Source organism: Actinomycetospora sp. (assembly GCF_055612215.1).
Window position 1 is genome coordinate 1 of sequence record NZ_JBVPVA010000726.1, and the last position, 2,330, is coordinate 2,330.

Consider the following 2,330-nt stretch of genomic DNA (forward strand, 5'->3'; position numbering starts at 1 on the left):
GGGTGCACGGCTACTCGATCGTCCTCCCCGACTGAGGGGCTTTCGGCCCTGTCCGACCCTGCGCCACCGCAGGATCCTGGCGATGACCTCGCAGGACGTCAGGGAGCGGGTGCGCAGCGACATGACGACCGAACCTCGCCCGGCCAGACCACCCGGCGCAGACCCAGCCCGTACGAGCGGGCACAGCGCCACGGGGTCGTTGCTCCTCTGGCGGGTCCTGAGCGCTCTCGCCCTGCTCGCGATGGGCGGGATCCACCTCTACCTGAGGTTCCACGGCACCGGCGGCGTGCTCGGAATGCTGTTCCTGCTCAACGCGGCCGGCGCCCTCGTGCTCGCGGTCGCGATGCTCGTCGCGCGGGGACCCCTCCTGCGCATCGCCACCAGTCTGAGCCTGCTGTTCGTGGTCGGCACGCTGCTGTCTCTGGTGCTCGCGCTGACCGTCGGGCTCTTCGGCCTCCGCTCGAGCCTGGACTACGAGCTCGCGCCGACCACGCTCGTCGTGGAATCGATCGGGACGATCGTGCTTCTGGTGACCACGGTGCTGGTGTTCCGCCCGAGCGATCCGTCGTCCGGCGACGGGTGGTCGCAGTGAGACCTGACAGCAGGGACGTCGTGGATCACCCCTCGGCGTCTGACCGCCCCAGCAGCCCATCGACGAGCAGGCGCACGTAGACCTCGGCGACGGCCTCCGGCGACCGCGGCCCGTCGGGGCGCAGCCAGCGGGCGGTGCCGTTGAGCGCGTCGAGCAGGGCGAGCGCGGCGAACCCCGGGTCGTCGACGGTGAACTCACCCGAGCGCACCCCGGCCGCGACCGTGTCGCGGACCCGGCGCTGATAGTGCCTGCGGTGCTCCTCGACCTCGTTGCGGTGCTCGGGGGTCAGCGCGGCGAGCTCCTGGAGCCCGACGAGGAACTCCACGCGGCGGCGCACGAGGTGGTGCAGGTGCGCGCGGACGAGGGCCGCGAGCCGGGAGCCGGGGGTGCCGGCGTCGTCGAGCAGGGGCAGGGTCTCCTCGACGGGCTCCGCGGTCACCCGCCGGCAGATCGCCGCGAGGATCTCCTCCTTGGAGCGGTAGTGGTGGTAGAGGCTGGCCCCCCGGATGCCGAGCTCGTCGGCGATGTCCCGCGTGCCCACGGCGTGGTAGCCCTCGCGGGCGAACAGCGCGGCCGCGGCGTCGACGATCTGCTCGGGGGTGACGCGTCGGCGGCCCGCCAGGGGCACCGGATCAGACACGCCGCAGCTCGCGCTTGAGCACCTTGCCCTGGCCGTCGACGGGGAACTCCTCGACGAGGTGGACCGCCTTCGGCGTCTTGTACGAGGCGAGCTGCTCGCGGCAGTACGCGACGAGGTCGACGGAGCCGGCGTCCGGCCGCAGGATGACGAACGCGGTCACGGCCTCGGACCAGTAGGCGTCGGGCCGGCCGACCACGGCGGCGCGGAGCACGTCGGGATGGCTGTGCAGCACCCGCTCGACCTCCTGCGACGAGACGTTGAAGCCACCCGATTTGATCATGTCCTTGGCGCGGTCGGCGAAGAAGAGGTTGCCCGCGGCGTCGGCGCGGACGTTGTCGCCGGTGCGCAGCCAGCCGTCCTCGGTGAACACCTCCGCGGTGCGCTCGGGCTCCTTGAAGTAGCCGAGCATCACCGAGGGCGAGCGGCACCACAGCTCCCCGGTCTCCCCCGGCGCCGCGTCGGTGCCGTCGGACGTGACAATGCGGGTCTCGAGGTGCGTGACCGGCATGCCGATCCACGACGGGTCGGCGTCGGGGATGTCCTCGAGCCGGGAGAACCAGCCCACCGAGCCGAGCTGGGAGAGCTCGGACTGCCCCCAGTACGTCCCCCACACCACGCCGTCGGCGGCGTCGGCCCACGCGTCGACGGCGGCCGGGGACACCTGGCCGCCGTAGGTCATGGCTCGGCGGACCGTGCCGACGCTCGCGGGGCCGAATCCCTCGGCGCGGGCGAGCGCGAGGTAGAAGGTGGGCGTCTGCGCGACGACCGTGACCCGTTCCGCGGCGATGAGCGCCAGCGCGCGGGCGGGGTCGAGGGAGTCGGGCAGGACGAGCGTCGCGCCCATCATCGTCAGGGTGGTCATCGACCCGAGCCCGGCGATGGTGAAGAACGGCATGGCGAAGAACCACGTGTCGTCCGGCCCGGTCCGCAGGCCCCAGCTCCAGGCCGGCGCGGTGGAGATGAGGTAGTTGCGGTGGGGGATCATCACGCCCTTGGGCGTCGATTCGGTGCCGCTGGTGTAGACGAGCATCGCGAGGTCGTGCTCGTCGACGTCGACCTCCGGCTCGTCGGCGGGCCCCGCGAGCACGTCGGCGAGCG

Annotated in this window: 3 protein-coding genes; 1 reads left to right on the forward strand and 2 read right to left on the reverse strand. The window is 72.4% G+C overall.

Annotated features, from left to right (window positions below; translation table 11 throughout):
* Positions 1–199: 199 nt before the first annotated feature.
* A complete protein-coding gene (locus tag AC0CYZ_RS19850; RefSeq protein WP_472218450.1) occupies positions 200–592 on the forward strand; it encodes a hypothetical protein in 393 nt (130 codons plus the stop codon).
* 25 nt (positions 593–617) lie between these two features.
* On the opposite strand, the gene AC0CYZ_RS19855 is transcribed toward AC0CYZ_RS19850, so the two are convergent.
* The gene (locus AC0CYZ_RS19855; RefSeq protein ID WP_472218451.1) at positions 618–1,232 is read right to left on the reverse strand and encodes a TetR/AcrR family transcriptional regulator; all 615 of its coding nucleotides are present in this window, start codon (positions 1,230–1,232) and stop codon (positions 618–620) included.
* Positions 1,225–2,330: class I adenylate-forming enzyme family protein (locus AC0CYZ_RS19860; protein WP_472218453.1), on the reverse strand; the 1,106-nt coding region annotated here is incomplete at its 5' end. The genes AC0CYZ_RS19860 and AC0CYZ_RS19855, both read right to left, overlap by 8 nt.